20 protein-coding genes are annotated in these 18,529 nt (G+C 59.3%); 12 read left to right on the plus strand and 8 right to left on the minus strand.

The window, feature by feature from the left end:
• Nucleotides 1-100: 100 nt before the first annotated feature.
• The 7 genes from ACR0NT_RS01005 (at nucleotide 101) to grxD (ending at nucleotide 7,146) form a co-directional block, all read left to right on the plus strand.
• Nucleotides 101-1,009: a LysR family transcriptional regulator gene (locus tag ACR0NT_RS01005; protein ID WP_170671355.1), complete on the plus strand. Its 909-nt coding sequence runs from the start codon at nucleotides 101-103 to the stop codon at nucleotides 1,007-1,009.
• 341 nt (nucleotides 1,010-1,350) lie between these two features.
• The gene (locus ACR0NT_RS01010; protein ID WP_480442532.1) at nucleotides 1,351-3,573 is read left to right on the plus strand and encodes a mechanosensitive ion channel family protein; all 2,223 of its coding nucleotides are present in this window, start codon (nucleotides 1,351-1,353) and stop codon (nucleotides 3,571-3,573) included.
• A gap of 170 nt (nucleotides 3,574-3,743) precedes the next feature.
• A complete protein-coding gene (gene purL, locus ACR0NT_RS01015) occupies nucleotides 3,744-5,903 on the plus strand; it encodes a phosphoribosylformylglycinamidine synthase subunit PurL (protein WP_170671351.1) in 2,160 nt (719 codons plus the stop codon).
• Between the two features lie 134 nt (nucleotides 5,904-6,037).
• Nucleotides 6,038-6,274 carry a BolA/IbaG family iron-sulfur metabolism protein gene (locus tag ACR0NT_RS01020; RefSeq protein ID WP_170671349.1) on the plus strand — a complete coding sequence of 79 codons (237 nt, stop codon included), beginning with the start codon at nucleotides 6,038-6,040 and terminating at the stop codon, nucleotides 6,272-6,274.
• Nucleotides 6,271-6,510, plus strand: coding sequence for a hypothetical protein (locus tag ACR0NT_RS01025; protein ID WP_170671348.1), 240 nt, complete (start codon nucleotides 6,271-6,273; stop codon nucleotides 6,508-6,510). Before ACR0NT_RS01020 ends, ACR0NT_RS01025 begins: the two co-directional genes overlap by 4 nt.
• The gene (locus ACR0NT_RS01030) at nucleotides 6,507-6,797 is read left to right on the plus strand and encodes a hypothetical protein (protein WP_170671346.1); all 291 of its coding nucleotides are present in this window, start codon (nucleotides 6,507-6,509) and stop codon (nucleotides 6,795-6,797) included. Before ACR0NT_RS01025 ends, ACR0NT_RS01030 begins: the two co-directional genes overlap by 4 nt.
• A complete protein-coding gene (gene grxD, locus ACR0NT_RS01035; RefSeq protein WP_170442531.1) occupies nucleotides 6,784-7,146 on the plus strand; it encodes a Grx4 family monothiol glutaredoxin in 363 nt (120 codons plus the stop codon). The genes ACR0NT_RS01030 and grxD overlap by 14 nt, the downstream gene beginning before the upstream one ends.
• Here the strand turns inward: grxD and ACR0NT_RS01040 are convergent, their stop codons facing one another.
• From ACR0NT_RS01040 to ACR0NT_RS01050, 3 genes are read right to left on the minus strand one after another with little or no spacing between them, the layout of a single operon-like run.
• Nucleotides 7,147-7,503 carry an MliC family protein gene (locus tag ACR0NT_RS01040; protein WP_170671344.1) on the minus strand — a complete coding sequence of 119 codons (357 nt, stop codon included), beginning with the start codon at nucleotides 7,501-7,503 and terminating at the stop codon, nucleotides 7,147-7,149.
• Nucleotides 7,500-7,895: a cell division protein ZapA gene (locus tag ACR0NT_RS01045; RefSeq protein ID WP_170671342.1), complete on the minus strand. Its 396-nt coding sequence runs from the start codon at nucleotides 7,893-7,895 to the stop codon at nucleotides 7,500-7,502. The genes ACR0NT_RS01040 and ACR0NT_RS01045 overlap by 4 nt, the downstream gene beginning before the upstream one ends.
• The gene (locus ACR0NT_RS01050; protein ID WP_170442525.1) at nucleotides 7,895-8,692 is read right to left on the minus strand and encodes a coiled-coil domain-containing protein; all 798 of its coding nucleotides are present in this window, start codon (nucleotides 8,690-8,692) and stop codon (nucleotides 7,895-7,897) included. The genes ACR0NT_RS01045 and ACR0NT_RS01050 overlap by 1 nt, the downstream gene beginning before the upstream one ends.
• A 234-nt stretch (nucleotides 8,693-8,926) precedes the next feature.
• Between ACR0NT_RS01050 and tkt the strand changes: the two genes are divergently transcribed.
• Nucleotides 8,927-10,951, plus strand: a complete 2,025-nt coding sequence (gene tkt, locus ACR0NT_RS01055) for a transketolase (protein WP_170671340.1) — start codon at nucleotides 8,927-8,929, stop codon at nucleotides 10,949-10,951.
• 45 nt (nucleotides 10,952-10,996) lie between these two features.
• On the opposite strand, the gene ACR0NT_RS01060 is transcribed toward tkt, so the two are convergent.
• Together ACR0NT_RS01060 and ACR0NT_RS01065 are read right to left on the minus strand one after the other, a co-directional pair.
• Nucleotides 10,997-11,410: a hypothetical protein gene (locus ACR0NT_RS01060; protein WP_170671338.1), complete on the minus strand. Its 414-nt coding sequence runs from the start codon at nucleotides 11,408-11,410 to the stop codon at nucleotides 10,997-10,999.
• 1 nt (nucleotide 11,411) lies between these two features.
• Nucleotides 11,412-12,371 carry a DUF808 domain-containing protein gene (locus ACR0NT_RS01065; protein ID WP_170671336.1) on the minus strand — a complete coding sequence of 320 codons (960 nt, stop codon included), beginning with the start codon at nucleotides 12,369-12,371 and terminating at the stop codon, nucleotides 11,412-11,414.
• Nucleotides 12,372-12,552: 181 nt separating this feature from the next.
• On the opposite strand from ACR0NT_RS01065, the gene gap (ACR0NT_RS01070) reads away from it, so the two are divergent.
• From gap (ACR0NT_RS01070) to gap (ACR0NT_RS01080), 3 genes are all read left to right on the plus strand, one after another.
• On the plus strand, nucleotides 12,553-13,554 hold the full coding sequence (gene gap, locus ACR0NT_RS01070; RefSeq protein ID WP_170671334.1) for a type I glyceraldehyde-3-phosphate dehydrogenase: 1,002 nt from the start codon (nucleotides 12,553-12,555) through the stop codon (nucleotides 13,552-13,554).
• Nucleotides 13,555-13,625: 71 nt separating this feature from the next.
• Nucleotides 13,626-13,769 (plus strand): hypothetical protein, encoded by a 144-nt coding sequence (locus tag ACR0NT_RS01075; protein ID WP_170442516.1) that lies wholly within the window; start codon nucleotides 13,626-13,628, stop codon nucleotides 13,767-13,769.
• Nucleotides 13,770-13,850: 81 nt separating this feature from the next.
• Nucleotides 13,851-14,855 (plus strand): type I glyceraldehyde-3-phosphate dehydrogenase, encoded by a 1,005-nt coding sequence (gene gap / locus ACR0NT_RS01080; protein WP_170442513.1) that lies wholly within the window; start codon nucleotides 13,851-13,853, stop codon nucleotides 14,853-14,855.
• Here gap (ACR0NT_RS01080) and coaD read toward each other — a convergent pair.
• From coaD to ACR0NT_RS01095, 3 genes are all read right to left on the minus strand, one after another.
• On the minus strand, nucleotides 14,847-15,338 hold the full coding sequence (coaD, locus tag ACR0NT_RS01085) for a pantetheine-phosphate adenylyltransferase (RefSeq protein ID WP_170671333.1): 492 nt from the start codon (nucleotides 15,336-15,338) through the stop codon (nucleotides 14,847-14,849). The two genes, gap (ACR0NT_RS01080) and coaD, sit on opposite strands and share 9 nt — an antisense overlap.
• Nucleotides 15,339-15,423: 85 nt before the next feature.
• The gene (locus ACR0NT_RS01090; protein ID WP_170442509.1) at nucleotides 15,424-15,861 is read right to left on the minus strand and encodes a CBS domain-containing protein; all 438 of its coding nucleotides are present in this window, start codon (nucleotides 15,859-15,861) and stop codon (nucleotides 15,424-15,426) included.
• Between the two features lie 59 nt (nucleotides 15,862-15,920).
• On the minus strand, nucleotides 15,921-16,823 hold the full coding sequence (locus tag ACR0NT_RS01095) for a LysR family transcriptional regulator (RefSeq protein WP_170442507.1): 903 nt from the start codon (nucleotides 16,821-16,823) through the stop codon (nucleotides 15,921-15,923).
• A 103-nt stretch (nucleotides 16,824-16,926) separates the two neighbouring features.
• Between ACR0NT_RS01095 and ACR0NT_RS01100 the strand changes: the two genes are divergently transcribed.
• Nucleotides 16,927-18,426, plus strand: a complete 1,500-nt coding sequence (locus ACR0NT_RS01100; protein WP_170671331.1) for a CoA-acylating methylmalonate-semialdehyde dehydrogenase — start codon at nucleotides 16,927-16,929, stop codon at nucleotides 18,424-18,426.
• Nucleotides 18,427-18,529: the final 103 nt, after the last annotated feature.

The following is an 18,529-nucleotide window of genomic DNA, read 5'->3' on the forward strand; positions in this document are numbered from 1 at the left end:
ATAGGGTTTATACTCTGAATCCTAAGGATTTCAGCCTTTGATTGTGGAAGTTGTTACCTATTTCATATAGGCGTTCCGAAAGATAACGAAAGTTGCGGCGATGGATTGGGACAAGCTTAGGATATTTCACGCGGTGGCGGATGCGGGCAGCCTGACTCATGCAGGTGACAAGCTGAACCTGTCGCAATCGGCCGTCAGCCGACAGATAAGGGCGCTGGAGGAGTCGCTTGATTCGACTCTGTTTCACCGCCACGCTCGCGGGCTGATTCTGACCGAACAAGGAGAGTTGCTGTTTGATGCGACCTCGGCCATGTCCAAACGCCTGGACGCCGCCGCCGCGCGCATCCGTGACAGCGAAGAAGAAGTCTTTGGTGTGTTGCGCGTCACCACCACCTTCGGCTTCGGCACGCTCTGGCTGGCCCCGCGCCTGCCGAAACTGTACGAGCAGTACCCCGACCTCAACATCGACCTGATGCTGGAAGAACGTGTCCTGGACCTGCCCATGCGCGAGGCCGACGTGGCCATCCGCATGAAAGAGCCCAGCCAAGCCGACTTGGTCCGCAAGCGGCTGATGACCGTGCAGATGACGCTCTATGCCACTCAGGAATACATCGAAACCCATGGTGGGATGCTGAAAACCCTGGACGAGATTACAGACCACCGGCTGATCTGCCAGACACCATCGGCCCCGCAGGTTGGCGCAAGCGCGTCGATGGTGCGGCACCTGATGACCTACAATCCCGGCTCACTGCTGACGGTGAACAACTATTTCGGCGTTCTGCAGGGCGTGTTGCACAATCTGGGAATCGGTGTGCTGCCGGACTACGTCACGCAGGATTTCCCGCATCTTGTGCCGGTTCTGTCGGATATCGAAACCGCAGACGTTCCCGTCTACCTCGCCTACCCCGAGGAATTGCGCCACTCCAAGCGCGTCGCCGCCTTCCGCGACTTTGTTCAGGATGAGATCATCGCGCAACGCAAACAATTGAAGCAGATGGGAAAACTCTAGCTATGCGCATTTAGCATAGCGGACATGATCAGCAATCAGTCTGAAAAATCTTGATCGTTCATAAACTGATCCCTAAATGAGCACTCGAAGGCGATGATGCTGAAACGCTCATCATCTTCATACCTCCCTGTTGGACTACGGCCGAGCTTAGTGCTCGGCCTTTTTTTTGCTTTCGGGCAACGCAAGCAGGTTCGATTGGTAAAACATCTGTGAAATTCGGGCACTTAGACCTATGATCGCAAAAAAATCATGAAGACTTGCGTTCGAGGACAGATTCTATGTTTCACCCCTTTCGCCTATTGTTGGCGATAATCTCCGTCATTTGCCTGACTGGGCCCGTTTTGGCCCAAAGCAGCGGCACCACAGGTTCCACAGCCCCTGTCAGCATTCCCGAAGACCTGACACCCGACCAGGTGGACGATCTGGTCGCGCGGATGTCGGACGATCAGGTTCGCGCCATTCTTCTCGAACGTCTGGATGCGGTCGCCGAGCAAAAGGCAGCCGAAGCCGCGGACCGCGAAGATCCGATCACGGAAATAAACGAAATCTGGGCGGAAATGGTGGCGTCGTGGACGCATGTCGCCGTCACCGTGCCTAACCTTTTCAGCGCGCAGGTACATGCAGTCGACAATTTCGTCGGCACGTTCGGGACCAACGGCGTGTTTGTCCTTATGGGGCTGGTGCTGAGCGTACTAGTCGTTGGTTACATCGCCGAAAAGCTGTTCGGTTTCCTGACAAGAAAATGGCACAGCCAGACCGAGGCCGCCGATGAGAATGATCTGTGGGGGGCTGTCAGCTATCTGTTCCGCCGTTTCTGTCACGAAATCGCGGGCTTGGTGGTTTTCTATGTTGTCATCCGCGCCCTCGGACGCGGTCTTCTGACGCCGGAACAAGTGACCTATGCCGCGCCATTCGTGTTCTATCTGATCTGGATTCCGCGACTGGGCGCTGCCGCCTCGCGGTTTGTCCTGGCGCCGAACAAGCCTCATTTCCGCCTTGTGAACATAGACGATCACTGGGCGAAATACCTGCACCGAAATCTGATCGGCCTGTTGCTGTTGATCGGGTTTACACTGTTCATCATCCATTTCAATGAACTGAACGGGGTTACCGGTGGCGAAACGCGTATCGGGTTCTGGCTGAACGCGGCAATCCACATCTATATCGGCGTTATCGCTTGGAAAGCCCGCGAAGGCCTGTCGCAGATGATGCTGGGCACCGACCCCGATCACACCAAGTTCGACGAGGAAGTGGCGCATTATTATCCATACTTCGCCATTGGTGTTTCTGCCGCGATATGGCTGCTGGTTGAGTTTCTGGTGGCACAACGTAACCCCTCATCCCTGGCGTTGCTGGTTCAGGGGGCGCATTTCACGACGATGTTCTGGCTGCTGATCGCACCGGCGCTGGATACGTTGATCCGCGGTCTGGTGCGCCATCTTCAGCCGCCGATGATGGGCGAAGGCCCGGTGGCGGAGAAAGCCTATAAATCCACCAAGCGCAGCTATATTCGCATCGGTCGGGTTTTGGCCGGTATCCTGGTCATTCTGATGATTGCAAGGGCCTGGGATCTCGACCTTCGGGAAATCGCAGGTGGTGGCGCCGAATCCGGCAGCAAGCTGATCCAGTTCTTCATCATCATCGCCGTCGGTTACATCCTGAACGAGGTCGTCTCGCTCTGGATCAACCGCCGCTTGGCGAAAGAGCAAACCGCTGCAGAACAAAGCCCGGATGAAGAAGCCGGCGAAGGCGGTGGCTCGGGCGGGTCGCGACTGGCGACGGTTCTGCCCCTGCTGCGTGTGACCGCGCAGGCTGCCATTGCGGTGATCTTTGTCCTGCTCGCCCTCGGGGCGCTGGGGATCAACATCACGCCGCTGCTGGCCGGTGCCGGCGTTCTGGGCCTGGCCATCGGCTTTGGTGCTCAAAAACTGGTGGCTGACATCGTCGGCGGGGTTTTCTTCCTGATCGACGATGCGTTCAGGGTGGGTGAATACGTAGATGTGGGCGGCACCACCGGCACGGTCGAGAAAATCTCGATCCGGTCGATGCAGCTGCGCCACCACCGCGGCCCGGTTCACACCATTCCCTACGGCGAAATTCAGAAGCTGACCAATTACAGCCGCGACTGGGTCATCATGAAGCTGAAATTCACCGTGCCCTTCGACACCGACCCCAACAAGGTGAAGAAGATCTTCAAGAAGATCGGCGCCGAGATGATAGAGGACGAGACGCATAAGGATGGGTTCCTGCAGCCATTTAAATCTCAGGGTGTGTTCGACTTTGACGATGTGGGTATGATCATCCGCGGTAAATTCATGGCCAAACCGGGCAAGCAGTTCACGCTGCGCAAAGAAATCTTCAACCGTGTCAAAGCCGCGTTCAAAGAAAACGGCATCGACTTTGCCCGCCGCGAGGTACGCGTTGCGATCCCAGGTCTGGATGACGCAGATCACCTGTCCGAGGAACAAAAGGCCGCCATCGGCGCAGCCGCCGGAGAGGCCGCCAACCAGCAAGCCGAGCAACAGGCCCAGAAATCTGGTTCTGCGCACGGCGCTCCGGAATAAATCCCGGACCTTCCGAAACCATAATGGCCGCCCTGCCGAACCAGCCGGGCGGCCATTTTTTTATCCATAGGCCGCGTCAAACTATGCCTTGCGGGTCTTAACCCTTTCCACGGGCGCGCCCTTGCCTTAAAAGGCGCGCAATCTCGGCCCACTTGGACACAGGACAGAAGATGCAAGAGCCCGCAATCACACCCGATCTGATCGCCGCACACGGGCTCAAGCCCGACGAATACGACATGATCCTTGAGATCATCGGGCGTGAGCCGACCTTCACCGAACTGGGCATCTTTTCGGCGATGTGGAATGAACACTGTTCTTACAAGTCATCCAAGAAGTGGCTGCGTACCCTGCCCACCTCGGGGCCTCAGGTGATCTGCGGACCGGGTGAGAACGCGGGCGTGGTCGACATTGGCGACGGTCAGGCCGTGGTGTTCAAAATGGAAAGCCACAACCACCCGTCCTACATCGAACCCTATCAGGGTGCGGCAACCGGCGTGGGTGGCATTCTGCGCGACGTCTTCACCATGGGCGCACGTCCTATTGCCTCGATGAATGCCTTGTCTTTCGGTGAGCCTGGCCACCACAAGACCCGTCGGCTGGTCAACGGCGTAGTCGAAGGTATCGGCGGCTATGGCAACTGCTTCGGCGTTCCCTGCGTGGGTGGCGAGGTCCGGTTCCACCCGGCCTATAATGGCAACTGTCTGGTGAATGCATTTGCGGCCGGTCTGGCCGACAGCGACAAGATTTTCTACTCGGCAGCTTCGGGCGTTGGGATGCCCGTGGTCTATCTGGGCGCCAAAACCGGCCGCGACGGCGTGGGTGGTGCAACCATGGCCTCGGCCGAGTTTGATGACACCATTGAGGAAAAACGCCCCACTGTTCAGGTTGGCGATCCCTTCACCGAAAAACGCCTGATGGAGGCGACGCTGGAGCTGATGCAGACCGGCGCCGTGATCTCGATCCAGGACATGGGCGCCGCGGGCCTGACCTGCTCCGCCGTTGAGATGGGCGACAAGGGTGGTCTGGGCGTGCGTCTGGACCTTGAGAACGTTCCCCAGCGCGAAGAGGACATGACAGCCTACGAGATGATGCTGTCTGAGTCTCAGGAACGCATGTTGATGGTCCTCAAGCCCGAGCTTGAAGCCGAAGCCCGCGCCGTGTTCGAGAAATGGGATCTGGACTTTGCCATCGTCGGCGAAACCATTGCCGAGGACCGCTTCCTGATCGTCCACAATGGTGAAGTCAAAGCCGATCTGGTGCTGTCGAAACTGTCATCGACCGCACCGGAATATGACCGCCCGTGGGTGGCGACGCCCGAGGCCGAAGAACTGGCCGAGGTGCCTCAGATCGACCCGATCGACGGTCTGCGCGCCCTGCTCGCCTCGCCCAACTACGCGGGCAAACAGTGGGTCTACGAACAGTATGACACCATGGTCATGGCCGACACCGCCCGCACGCCGGGCCTGGGGGCTGGCATGGTCCGCGTGTACGGCACTGACAAGGCGCTGGCTTTCACCAGTGACGTGACCCCGCGCTATGTGCGCGCCAACCCGGTCGAGGGCGGCAAGCAGGCGGTGGCCGAAGCCTACCGCAACCTGACCGCTGTGGGTGCCAAACCGCTGGCCACCACCGACAACCTGAACTTCGGCAACCCTGAAAAGCCCGAAATCATGGGCCAGTTCGTTGGTGCCATTCAGGGTATTGGTGAGGCCGTCGCCGCGCTGGATATGCCAATCGTTTCGGGCAACGTGTCGCTGTATAACGAGACCGATGGTCAGGCGATCCTGCCGACGCCCACCATTGGCGCGGTCGGCCTACTGTCCCACACCGATGAGATCATCGGCAACGAAGTCCGCGAAGGCCACGTTGCCCTTGTCATCGGCGAAACCAACGGCCATCTGGGTCAATCCGCCCTGCTGGCCGAGGTCTTCAACCGCGAAGACGGCGACGCGCCGCATGTCGATCTGGATGCAGAAAAGCGCAACGGTGACTTCATCCGCGCCAACCGCGAGATGATCAAGGCCTGCACCGACCTAGGCGATGGAGGTCTGGCGCTGGCGGCCTTCGAACTGGCCGAGGCCGCAGGCGTGGGCGTCCACCTTGATGAGGCTTCGACCGAGTTCCTGTTCGGCGAAGACCAGGCCCGCTATCTGGTGGCCTGCAACTTCGATCAAGCCGAGGCGCTGATGATCGCGGCCGGTCAGACCGGTGTTCCGCTGGTTTCCGTTGGCCGTTTCACCGGCGACAGCGTGCGCATCGGCAACTCCGAGGCCGCGCTTGAGGACCTGACCGCCACCTTCCGCAGCAGCTTTGCCGAAGCCGTGGCCTGATCATTGATCAGTTTTGATCGCAAAACCTGCGTCCCCATGGGCGCAGGTTTTGTCGTTTTCAGCCCCCTTTCACACCCTTGCGCGCCCCGGCCTGGCGCTCTACATCTTGGGAAAGACCTTCAGGAGTTACCTACATGCCGATGAGCGCCCACGAAATCGAACACCTGCTGCGCGAAGCCTTTCCCAATGCGGAGATTCAGGTCGGCGGGCATGACGGCATGCATATGTCCGCCATGGTCGTGGACGAAAGCTTTCGCGGGAAAAACCGGGTGCAACAGCAACGCGCCGTTTATGCTGCGCTGAAGGGCAAGATGGACGGCCCGGACGGAGAGCTGCACGCGCTGGCGTTGACGACGAAAGCGCCTGAATGACGTTCACGGCTTGGGTGTATACGATTTCCGGGTTGATTACGTTCATCGGTATCGTATTCATCATCAAATCGACGTTTGGCAAAATGCGCTATTTAACCAAACGCGGAACAACACCCAGCCAGAACGCTACACTGGTTGCTTCAAGCTTTAACGGTCTGAATGGGGATCAAGGACAAGCTGGGCTAATACCTAGAGACCCCCATGAATACGCCAAAGCCATGGCTCCAAAAGAATGAGTGGCTGGGTGTTCTGGATAGGCACAATCGCAACATTGATAGTTGCCGCCGCTCTGATCGAGGCCTATGTGAAGCGGAACAGAAAACGTAACCTCGCTGACATGCGTCCGGACCCGGACAAAATTAGCAAGGTTGGCGGCATCGAAAGATACGGGCTGGATCCGCTGGCCCTGGCGCAAGCCGAACACCGGCGGTTAGAGGAAGAAGGATGGTCCTCTGACCCGTCACAGAATGAAACGACCGCCCCGGATGCGGGTGAAGAGGACAAGCAAGATGAGCGACGTTAAAACTCAGATCGACGAAACCGTCAAAGCCAACGACGTGGTGCTTTACATGAAAGGCACCAAGGAAATGCCGCAATGTGGGTTTTCTTCCCGTGTGGCCGGTGTGCTGAATTACATGGGTGTGGATTACACCGACGTGAACGTTCTGGCCGATGAAGACGTGCGTCAGGGCATCAAGGACTATTCTGATTGGCCGACCGTGCCGCAGCTTTACGTCAAAGGCGAATTTGTCGGCGGTTGCGACATCATCACCGAGATGACCCTGTCGGGTGAGTTGGATACGCTGTTTGACGACAACGGCGTTGGCTACAACAAAGAAGCCGCGGACAAAATCCGCGAAGCGAACGCCTGATCAGCGGCTACTGCAGTTTTGTAGAAGAACTTGCTCACTGGCGGCATCTGAGCCTGCCGCCAGAAAGCCCACATTGGCATCCCAGCCCTTGGAGCGCAGGACATAGGTTCCTGCTCCGCCCTCGGATTCATAGCGAATACCCGACCCGCTTACGACTTGCCGCAACGTGACTAGTTGATCGTCCACCATCATCGCGGCCGCACTGGATCCGTCGGGCGCGTTGAAATAGGCGACTTGCAGAGGGACCCCACCCTCGCAGGTGAATGTGACCGGCAGAATGTCGATCTCAGCCCAGGCCAAACCGCCCGGCAGCGCCAGAACTGCGACGCAGGCGAGGGTTCTTCGGGCCGAATTCATCCCCCCGACCTTTCTTCGACCACCGAGGCCAGAGCCTCGGCCCGCGCGGCCAGTTCCGCCAGCGTGTCCGTCACCGAAGGCGGTACCACGGCAACCTCGATCCGCTCGGGTTCCGGCTGCGGCATGTTTCTGAGCGCTTGCATCTCTGCCTCGACTGCGGCCAGCTTCGCCTCAAGCGCATGTATCTTTTCTTCCGTCCCGGCTGTCTTGTCCGCCAGCATCAGGCCAGCCATCAACAACATCCGCGATTCAGGCATCCGACCGATCTGATCGGACAGAACCTGCGCCTCATCGTCCAGCATCTTGGCGGCGGAATGCAGAAATGCCTCTTCGCCTTCCTGGCACGAGACCTCAAAGCCGCGCCCACCGATTTGAATGGTCACTTCGGGCATTATTCAACCTCTCCTTCCGCCAGTTTCGCCTGCGACAGCAGCGGTTCAAGTCGGGCCAGTACCGCGTGCGCCTCGGCCGCGTCTGTCGCCTGCGCGGCACGCGTGGCTTCAAGCTCGGCCACCGTCGCACGGTTGAGCAGATCGGCATCGGGCAAGCCATCTTCGGCCGCAGCCCGCAATTCATCCACTGACTGGCGCAGTTGCTCGTTCGCTTTGCGCATCCGCTGCAGATCGTCGTCCAGCCGCGACATCGCCGCCCCATGGCTGGCGCGTTCCGCGCGCAACATATCCAACTCGGCGCTCAACTCGGCCATGCGCTCGCTGTCGGCCAGTTCCGACCGAAGGCGAGCATTTTCAGCCTCGACCTGTTGTGCCGCGCTGACAGCAGCTGCCAGTTTTGCGTTTTCAGCCTTGAGCGCCTCAAGCTCATCCTGGTTTTCCAGCGCCGCCTTGGCCGCTGCCAGTTCGGCGCGCGCGGCCTCGACCGAGGCCAGCTTTGCCGTCGCCGCGGCCAACTGTTCCCGCAGCGCGCCGTTTTCAGGATCTTCCACCGGTGCCGTCCGCAGGCTTTCCATGTCGGCGCGCATGGCGTCGACTTCCTGTTCGTGGCGATCCTTCAGTGTTTTCAGACGCTCTTCCAACTGCGCATTTGCAACGCGTTCATCATCCAGTGCCACGCGCATGGCGTCATCGGCACCGCCGCCGGCCGGTGCGGTATCCCGCAGCGCGTCAACGCCGGTTCCGATCCGATCCATTGCGGCAATGATACGGCGCTGTAATTCTTCGATCTGGCTCATGCCCCTGCCACCTCTTTATCAAGGTTCCTTGTGTCGCGGCTGTATCCGAATCAACATTCACCGCGTCTTGCCCTAGTCTAACCTAACGGGACGGAAAATACCCACTGTTTGCTTTCAACAACTTGGGCCGCTTTCTTGAACCACACCTTGGTCAGAACGCCCGGTTCTGCTTGCACTTTGGAGGGCGGATGGTATTGAGCGCCCATCTGCCTGTAATCCAAAGGAACAACGCCCGTGGACCTGACTGCGCTGCGCAATGCAAACCCCGAACACTGGGACAAAGCTGCGGCAATCCGCACTCTGACCCTTGACGCCGTCGCCGCCGCCAATTCCGGCCATTCCGGTATGCCGATGGGCATGGCCGATGTTGCGACTGTGCTGTTCGAAAAGCACCTGAAATTCGACGCTGCGGCCCCGAATTGGCCTGATCGCGACCGGTTCATCCTGTCGGCGGGTCACGGCTCGATGCTGATCTATTCGCTGCTCTATCTCACGGGTCATGCCGACGTCACGCTGGATGAGATCAAGAACTTCCGCCAGCTGGGCGCGAAAACCGCCGGCCACCCCGAGAATTTCCTGGTCGACGGGATCGAGACCACAACCGGCCCGCTGGGTCAGGGCATCTCGAACGCGGTTGGCTTTGCCATGGCCGAGGAAATCCAGCGCGCACATTACGGCAAGAAGGTCGTAGATCACTATACCTATGTGATTGCGGGAGACGGCTGCCTGATGGAAGGCGTCAGTCAAGAAGCGATTACGCTCGCGGGCCGTCATGAGCTGAGCAAGCTGATCGTTTTCTGGGACAACAACAACATCACCATCGACGGCACGGTCGACATTGCCGACCGCACCGATCAGGTGCGCCGTTTCGCGGCCTCGGGCTGGCATGTGATTGAAATCGACGGTCATGACCCCAAGGCCATCGACGCCGCCATCATCGACGCCAAAAAGTCGAACAAGCCGACCATGATCGCGTGTGAAAGCCATATCGCGCTTGGTCACGCCGCACAGGACACCTCGAAAGGGCATGGCGCGCTGACCGATCAGGACCAGCTGAAAGCGGCCAAGGAAGGTTACGGCTGGCCGCACAACGCGTTCGAAATCCCCGCCAATGTGAAATCCGCATGGGAAGCCATCGGCGCCCGTGGCGCCGCCGAGCACGCCGCATGGCAAGAGCGTTTCGCGCAACTGTCCGAGCGCAAGCAGGCCGAGTTCAATCGCGCCTATGCGTTTGAAGCACCCAAGAAATTGGCCGGTGCGATCCGCGCCTTTAAGAAACAGGCCGCGGAAGACCAGCCAAAACTGGCCACCCGCGCCTCGTCGGAAAAGGTTCTGAACGTCGTCAACCCGATCATGACCGAGACCGTTGGCGGCTCGGCTGACCTGACCGGTTCGAACAACACCAAATCGGCCGATATGGGCGTGTTCCTGCCGGAAAACCGCAAGGGCCGTTACATCCACTACGGTATCCGTGAACACGGCATGGCCGCCGCGATGAACGGCATGGCTTTGCATGGTGGCATCCGCCCCTATGGCGGCACGTTCATGGCCTTCACCGACTATGCCCGCCCGTCGATGCGCCTGGCGGCGCTGATGAAGGTGCCATCAGTCTTCGTGATGACCCACGACTCGATCGGTTTGGGCGAAGACGGCCCGACCCACCAACCGGTCGAACATCTGGCCATCTCGCGTGCGACGCCGAACACCTATGTGTTCCGCCCCGCCGACACGGTTGAGACCGCCGAAGCCTGGGAGCTGGCGCTGACCTTCAAGGACAGCCCCTCGGTCCTGTCGCTGACCCGTCAGGGCGTGCCGACCGTTCGCACCCAGCACAAGGCCAAGAACCTTGTTGCCCAGGGCGCCTATGTTCTGGCCGAAGCCGAAGGCAAGCGTCAGGCCATCCTGATCGCCACCGGATCCGAAGTCTCGCTGGCGATGGAAGCTAAGGCGATGCTCGAAGCCGAAGGCATCGGCACCCGCGTCGTTTCCATGCCCTGTATGGAACTCTTCGCCGAGCAGGACGAAGCCTACCGCAAGCGCGTTCTGCCCGCAGGTGCCGTCCGCGTCGGTATCGAGGCCGCAGTCCGCGCCGGTGGCTGGGACCGCTGGCTGCTGGGCGAGCGTGGCCGCGAAGCCAAGGCCGGTTTCATCGGCATGTCGGGCTTTGGCGCGTCTGCTCCGGCTGGTGAGCTTTACAAGCATTTCGGCATCACCGCCGAGGCAACGGTTGCCAAGGTCAAGGAACTGCTGGGGCTGTAAAACAGACCCAGCTAATCGAGCAAAGGGCGGCCTTGGCCGCCCTTTTCATTTGGCTTTAGCTTCAACCTTCAACTTTAACGCGTCATAGGCTTTCAGAGCGTAGTCCAATCGCAGCTCATACCGTCCCTGCACCACCACTTTCTCGGGTGGTTGCAAGCCAATACAAGACAGCGCTTGACGAAGATGGGTGCCTGATAGGGGAACGTAGGTTGCCGATTGCCCGGTCAAAGTGTTGTATACTCGTCCGCCCGACCAATGACTACGCTTCTGCGCCTTGAGGGCCGTATCAATACGAAAATGCAAAAAACCATAGAGTTCGCCTTCGTCGAACGGCACTTCGTCGGCTGCAATGCTCAGCGCAGAGAGAAGCGAAGATGCACCGCTCCTAGACGACCCACGTGATCCGATCTTTCGGATGATAGGCCCATCAATTAAGGTTTCTAAGCGGAAGTGCTTCATCTTAGTGGTCAGCTTTCCTGTTGAACAAAGGCCCGATGACCTTGGTTGCAATCGGGATCAAAACAAGTCCCCATGCCAGACCGAAGACACCGTCCATCGCGGCTTTGGAAATCCATTCCACGGCGCCCACCCACTGCGCAGAGACCGAATGCCCGATGGCATAGGCCCAATCGTGGATGTGATGGCCCAGCCAGCCAAACCCCAGCACTTCCATCCCATGAATGACAATCGACCCGCCGACCCACAGCATTGCGGCTGTCCCGACGATCGACAGGGTCTTCATCACGCCCGGCATCGCCTTGACCAGGCCACGTCCCAACCCGCGCCCGATAGGCGTCGGCGCGTTCTGTGCCAGGTACAGGCCCACGTCATCCATCTTCACGATCAGCGCCACCGAACCATAAACGGCTACAGTCACACCAATACCCACAACCGCCAGCGTCGCCGCTTGCATCCACAGGTTCGGAGCCTCGATTGCGGCCAGTGCAATGGTCATGATCTCAGCCGAAAGAATGAAATCAGTCTTGATTGCCCCCCTGACCTTCTGTTCTTCCAGATGACCCGGGTCGCGCACGTTCATGTCTTCGTCTGTGGCGTGGCTGCCATGCGGGAACAGGACGTGGAATATCTTCTCGGCCCCTTCAAAACACAAATAAGACCCGCCCAGCATCAGCAAAGGCGTGATCAGCCACGGTGCAAAATTGGCCAGCAACAAAGCGACCGGCAGCAACAGCACGATCTTGTTGAAAATCGACCCACGCGCGATGCGCCAGATGATCGGCAACTCGCGCGCCGGAGCAAAGCCCTGAACGTATTTCGGAGTGACCGCCGCATCGTCGATGATCACACCCGCCGTCTTGGCGCCAGCCTTGCCCGCTGCCGCCACCACGTCGTCCACTGAGGACGCCGCGACCTTGGCGATCCCCGCCACATCATCCAAAAGGGCCAACAGACCGCTCATCGCGCATCCTTTCCTGTCTCCTGCCGCAAACGGACCCTACCCGATCCCTCAGCTAGCGCAAGCGTTAGCGCAATCGCGCGAGGTTTGCGCTAACACCTTAAAAATATGCCGCTTTTACTCTTTTGAGATTCAGAAATCGCCGCTATATGGCCTGCAACGCAAGCGCATTTGGAGACGTCATATGACCATCAAGGTCGGTATCAATGGTTTTGGCCGCATCGGCCGCTGCACCCTGTCGCACATCGCCGCGTCAGGCCGTAACGACATCGAAGTGATCAAGGTCAACGCGACCGGCCCGCTGGAAACAACCGCGCACCTGCTGAAATATGACAGCGTTCATGGCCGTTTCCCCCGTGATATCGCGATCAATGGCAACACCATGGATCTGGGCCGCGGCCCGATGGAGATGTTCTCGACCTACGACATGAACGAGCTGGACTGGGAAGGCTGCGACGTCGTTCTGGAATGCACCGGCAAGTTCAATGACGGACTGAAGGCCAAAACTCACCTTGAGCGTGGCGCTGCCAAGGTTCTGCTGTCCGCACCGGGCAAGAATGTCGACAAGACCATCGTGTTCGGAGTGAACCACAACACTCTGACCGCAAACGATAATATGGTTTCGAACGGGTCCTGCACCACGAACTGCCTTGCTCCGCTTGCCAAGGTTCTGGACGAAGGTGTCGGCATCGAAAACGGCATCATGACCACGATCCACGCCTACACCGGCGACCAGCCGACGCTGGACCGTCGTCACAGCGACCTGTACCGCGCCCGCGCTGCGGCGATGTCGATGATCCCGACCTCGACCGGTGCCGCCAAGGCTCTGGGTGAGGTTCTGCCGAACCTCAAGGGCCGTCTGGACGGCTCGGCCATCCGCGTTCCCACCCCGAACGTCTCGGCTGTGGACCTGACCTTCCGTGCCTCGCGCGAGGTGACGGTAGAAGAGGTTAACGAAATCGTGCGCGAAGCCGCACAAGGCCCGATGCAGCGCGTTCTGGGCTATGAGCCCGCACCGCTGGTTTCGACCGATTTCAACCACACCGAAGAAAGCTCGATCTTCGCACCGGATCAGACCCGCGTTGTGGATGGCCGTCTGGTTCGCGTTCTGGCCTGGTATGACAACGAATGGGGCTTCTCGGTCCGTATGGCCGACGTCGCCGTTGCCATGGGTCACCTTAACTAAGACCGGTTTGAAATCTTGAACCTTTTTGCCCGCTCAGGTTATCTGGGCGGGCATTTTCGTTCGGGGCCGCAATGACCAACCAAATCGCTATCTGGCTCGGCCTCTTGATCTTGGGTGCGGTCATAATCGACTACGCATTCGTTGGCCCGGAACATCTGATCTTCCTCGGCAAAAAGCTGTATGCCTTTCTGGACTGGGTCGCCGTCTGGCGCTGACTGAGGTTTTGCTTGACATTTCCGCTTATCCGGCGATGTTAGCGCTAACCTTATTTAGCCGATATTCGGACGGAGCAGAAAATGACACTCAAGCTGGCAATCAACGGATTCGGGCGGATCGGACGCGGCGTTCTACGCGCGGTGATGGAGACCGGGCGCACCGATGTGGAGATCGTCGCGATCAACGATCTGGCTAAGCCCGAAATGAACGCGCATCTGTTCGAATTTGACAGCGTGCACGGTCGTTATCCCAAAACGGTCACCCTGACCGACGCAGGCCTGGATGTCGGCGCCGGCCCCATCCGCCTGACCAGCGAGCGTGATCCCGAAGCGCTGAACTGGTCGGATATCGACGTGGTTCTGGAATGCACTGGCGTGTTCCGCACGCGCGAGGCCGCTGAACGTCATCTGAAAAACGGTTCGAAGAAAGTACTGATCTCGGCGCCAGCGCGCGGCGATGGCGCGGTTAAGACAGTCGTGTTCGGCGTGAATGAACACGAACTGACCGCCGAGGACACCGTGGTCTCGAATGCTTCCTGCACCACGAACTGCCTGTCTCCGGTGGCCGCCGCGCTGGATGCCGGACTGGGCATCGTGCATGGCAACATGACCACCGTTCACGCCTATACCGCCAGCCAGCCGGTTCACGATACTGCGGGCAAGGACCCATACCTGTCGCGGGCGGCCGCGTTGTCGATGATCCCAACCACGACCGGTGCAGCGGCTGCCGTGGGTCTGGTTCTGCCGCAACTGTCCGGGAAACTGACCGGCCAGGCGATCCGAGTCCCCACTCCGAACGTATCGGTTGTTGATCTGGTGGCCGAGGTCTCGCGCCCCACCACCGAGGAAGAGGTCAACGCGCTGTTCATTGAGGCCGCTGCCAAGATCCCCGGTGTCTTGGCGGCGGAAAGCCGTCCGCTGGTATCGATGGATTTCAACCACGACGCCCACAGCTCGACCGTGTCTCTGGCGGAAACCAAAGTCACTGACGGCACGCTGGTCCGCGTGCTGGCATGGTATGACAACGAATGGGGCTTCTCGAACCGGATGCTGGACACAGCCGCCGCTATGGGCGCCCTAGCCTAACCTTTCGCGCAAGGCATCATTGACCCGGGGCGTGACGAATTTCGACACGTCCCCGTTCAGCCGCGCGATTTCTTTCACCAGTTTCGAGGCAATCGCCTGATGCCGGGCCTCGGCCATCAGGAACACGGTCTCGATCGAGTTGTCCAGCACGCGGTTCATACCAACCATCTGGAATTCATACTCGAAATCCGCCACAGCCCGCAGACCACGCACGATGATCTGAGCGCCCACATCGCGGGCACAGTCAATCAGCAGGTTTTCGAAGGGATGGGCAACGATCTCGGTCCCGGTTTGATCGGACAAATGCGCACATTCCGCCTCGATCATGGCGACACGCTCTTCCAGAGAGAACATCGGCCCCTTGTCCCGATTGATGGCAACGCCGATCACCAACTTGTCCACCAACGCCGAGGCGCGGCGGATAATATCGATATGACCCAAGGTGATCGGATCAAAGGTTCCAGGATATAACCCCACCCGCATCACGCCCTCCTGCGCAACAAAATTTCTGCGCAAGCAACCATAAACGAGTTGCAGGTGCAAGCGAACTGTTCAGAGGTCCGGGCCGTCAGTGGCCCATAATCATGCCTTGCAGCGCGTCTTTTTCCATCGCCAGTTCCGCCAGCTGGGCCTTGACCACGTCGCCAAGCGTTACAATTCCAACCAGCTTGCCCTCTTCAACCACCGGCATGTGGCGAAAGCGGCCTTCGGTCATACTGGCCATGATATCCTGAACAGTGGCTTGCCGCGTCGTCGTGATCAGGTCTTGCGTCATATAAGCGCTGACCGGCTGGTTCAGGCACCCGCTGCCGCTGGCGGCCAGTTCGCGCACGATATCCCGTTCGGACAGGATGCCGGATGCCGTCTGCCCGCCATCTTCGGACACGACAACGGTACCGATGCGTTTTTCCGCCAGTATCTTCGAAGCTTCCGAGACCGTCGCTGAAGGTTCGACCGTCACCACGCCTTCTGTTGCCTTGGATTTCAGAATGGCCTGAACGAGCATGAAGAACACCTCCGAAATAATAATCTTATTCCAAAGCGTTGCGCGATTGAGCCGACCTGTCAAGCGTCGGCATCGGCTTCTAGCCGCGCAACTTCGTCACGGATGCCCTGAGTCAGAGCGTCGGCAAAGCGGTTCAACCGTTCGTTGCGCTGATCGCCCTGGTGCCGGACAAGATAGAAACTGCGGGTCAAACTCACTTGATCCGTCAGGATTTTCCGCAGGTTCCGGTGGAACGGCAGCGTAAAGTCATGGGCCACACACACCCCGGTGCCAAGCGTCACCTGACGCAGTTGAACAGAGACGGAATTCGATGCAAGCGCGACACGGTCAATGCCGATATCGTTGAGATAGTCCAATTCGCGGTCGAAGATCATGTCCGGGATGTAACCAATCAACCGGTGCCCCTTCAGGTCTGCGGCGGTGCGAATGGGGTCGTGGCGTTCCAGATAATCATGGGTCGCCACCAGATGCAGTTTGTAATCGCTGACCCTTTTGACCAGCAGCTTTCCTGCCGTTGGCGCACTGACGGTCAACGCCATGTCCGCTTCACGCCGGGACAGATTGATGATCCGTGGCAAGGCCAGAATCTGGATATCCAGATCGGGGTTGGCATCGCTGATTTTCGCGCAGACCTGCGGCAGCAGATAATTCGCGCTGCCATCGGGCGCACCGATCCGGATCTGACCGCTCAGCGATTTGGTCGAGCCCACCACGGCCCCCGCCGCTGCGCGCATCGCTTCCTCGGCCTGCAGACCGTGATCCAACAGGCGCTCCCCTGCAGCGGTCAGCAGATAACCCTGCTGGGACTTCGTGAACAGTGTCGCGTCCAATGTCGCCTCAAGCCGGGCAATGCGCCGCCCGACCGTGGCGGGGTCGATCTTAAGTATACGCCCGGCCGAAGACAGGCTTTCCTCGCGCGCCACGGCCAGAAAAACCCGCATGTCGTCCCAGTTCGGGTTCATGTGTCACCTTTTGCATTTTTGCAAAGCTCTTTTGAGATATTGCCTCTGTTCGCACAATTTCTGCAAGCCTATTGTGCGCTCAAATCTATCGGAGGAGCTATCGATGCAAGACCTGACCCACTTCCTGAATGGCGAGATGACCGCCGGAACCTCTGGTCGTTTCGACGACGTATTCAACCCGGCCACCGGTGAGGTTCAGTATCGCTGCCCGATGGCCAGTGTTGCGGAAACCACAGCTGCAATTGAGGCCGCCGCTGCGGCTCAACCCGCCTGGGGCGCCACCAACCCGCAAAAGCGTGCACGCGTGATGATGGCCATGGTCGGCCTGATGAACCGTGACATGGACAAGCTGGCCGAAGCGCTGAGCCGCGAACACGGCAAAACCATCCCCGACGCCAAAGGCGACCTGCAGCGTGGTCTGGAAGTGATCGAATACTGCATCGGTGCTCCGCAGATGCTGAAGGGTGAATTCACCGACAGCGCAGGCCCCGGGATCGACATGTATTCCATGCGTCAGCCGCTGGGTGTTGTCGGTTCGATCATGCCGTTCAACTTCCCCGCCATGATGCCGCTGTGGCACGTTGGTCCGGCTCTGGCCTGCGGCAATGCCGTGGTTCTGAAACCGTCCGAGCGTGACCCGTCGGTGCCGCTGATGCTGGCCGAACTGTTCGTCGAGGCGGGTCTGCCCAAGGGCGTCTTCCAGGTTGTAAACGGTGACAAAGAGGCCGTGGACACCATCCTCGACAGCGAGATTATCCAGGGCGTCAGCTTTGTGGGTTCGACCCCGATCGCGCAATACATCTACAGCCGCGCAACCGCCAACGGCAAACGCGCGCAGTGCTTCGGTGGTGCCAAGAACCACATGATCGTCATGCCCGACGCCGATCTGGATCAGGCGGCTGACGCGCTGGTCGGTGCAGGCTTTGGCGCTGCGGGCGAACGCTGCATGGCCGTGTCGGTCGCTGTTCCGGTCGGGGAAGAGACCGCCGACGCGCTGATCGAAAAGCTGATCCCGCGCATCGAGAAACTGAAAGTCGGCCCCTACACCGCAGGCGACGATGTGGACATGGGCCCCGTTGTGACCGGCGCCGCCAAAGAACGTATCCTCGGCCTGATCAACTCGGGCGTCGAGCAAGGCGCAAAACTGGTTGTCGACAACCGCGACTTCAGCCTTCAGGGCTATGAGGATGGCTTCTTTGTCGGCCCGCACCTGTTCGACCACGTCACGCCCGAGATGGATATCTACAAGCAGGAAATCTTCGGCCCTGTTTTGTCGACCGTCCGCGCAGGTTCGTACGAAGAGGCGATTGGCCTGGCGATGGATCACGAATACGGCAACGGCACCGCGATCTTCACCCGTGACGGCGACACCGCGCGCGACTTTGCCAGCCGGATCAACATCGGCATGGTCGGCATCAACGTTCCGATCCCGGTTCCGCTGGCATACCACACCTTTGGCGGCTGGAAGAAATCCATGTTCGGCGACTTGAACCAGCACGGTCCGGACAGCTTCAAGTTCTACACCCGCACCAAGACCGTCACCGCGCGCTGGCCCTCGGGCATCAAGGAAGGTGGCGAGTTCAACTTCAAGGCAATGGACTGATCCACTGCTGAACTCGGAAACACCCGAACCCGGCCTTTCGCAGGCCGGGTTTTTTCGGCAAAGCACCGCCAAAACAGTCATTTTCACGATAAATTCAGCTTGC

The sequence above is a fragment of the Ruegeria sp. AB10 genome, assembly GCF_056542745.1.